This window comes from Salinimicrobium oceani (assembly GCF_012037645.1).
The window spans coordinates 1-374 of sequence record NZ_JAAVJR010001012.1 but is presented as its reverse complement, the minus strand read 5'-3'; the positions used below and the strand labels follow the sequence as shown (position 1 = coordinate 374).

Here is a 374-nt window from a genome sequence, read left to right as displayed (position 1 = left end):
GCATTATCAATGATAACGCGGCACCATGGCTTATTAAACAATTCATTCCTGTAGGACTAAAAGGTCTCGTGCTGGCAGCCCTTGCAGCAGCTATTGTTTCTTCTGTGGCTTCCATGCTGAATTCAACGGCTACCATTTTTACCATGGATATTTATAAACCCTATTTTCAGAAAAAAGATTCCGAGCAGGGATTGGTTACCGTGGGACGTATTTCGGCCACTGTAGCCTTGATCATCGCAGTGTTTCTTGCACCGCAACTTAAAAATCTGGGGCAGGTATTCCAGTATATTCAGGAATATACAGGAGTAGTAAGTCCGGGTATTCTTGCAGTATTCATGCTGGGCTTATTCTGGAAAAAAACTACTAACAATGCA

1 protein-coding gene is annotated in these 374 nt (G+C 42.5%); it reads left to right on the top strand.

Features of this window, described 5'->3' with window-relative positions; translation table 11 throughout:
* Positions 1-374 (top strand): sodium:solute symporter family transporter (locus tag HC175_RS20525; RefSeq protein ID WP_438865972.1); only part of this gene is annotated, 374 nt, incomplete at both ends.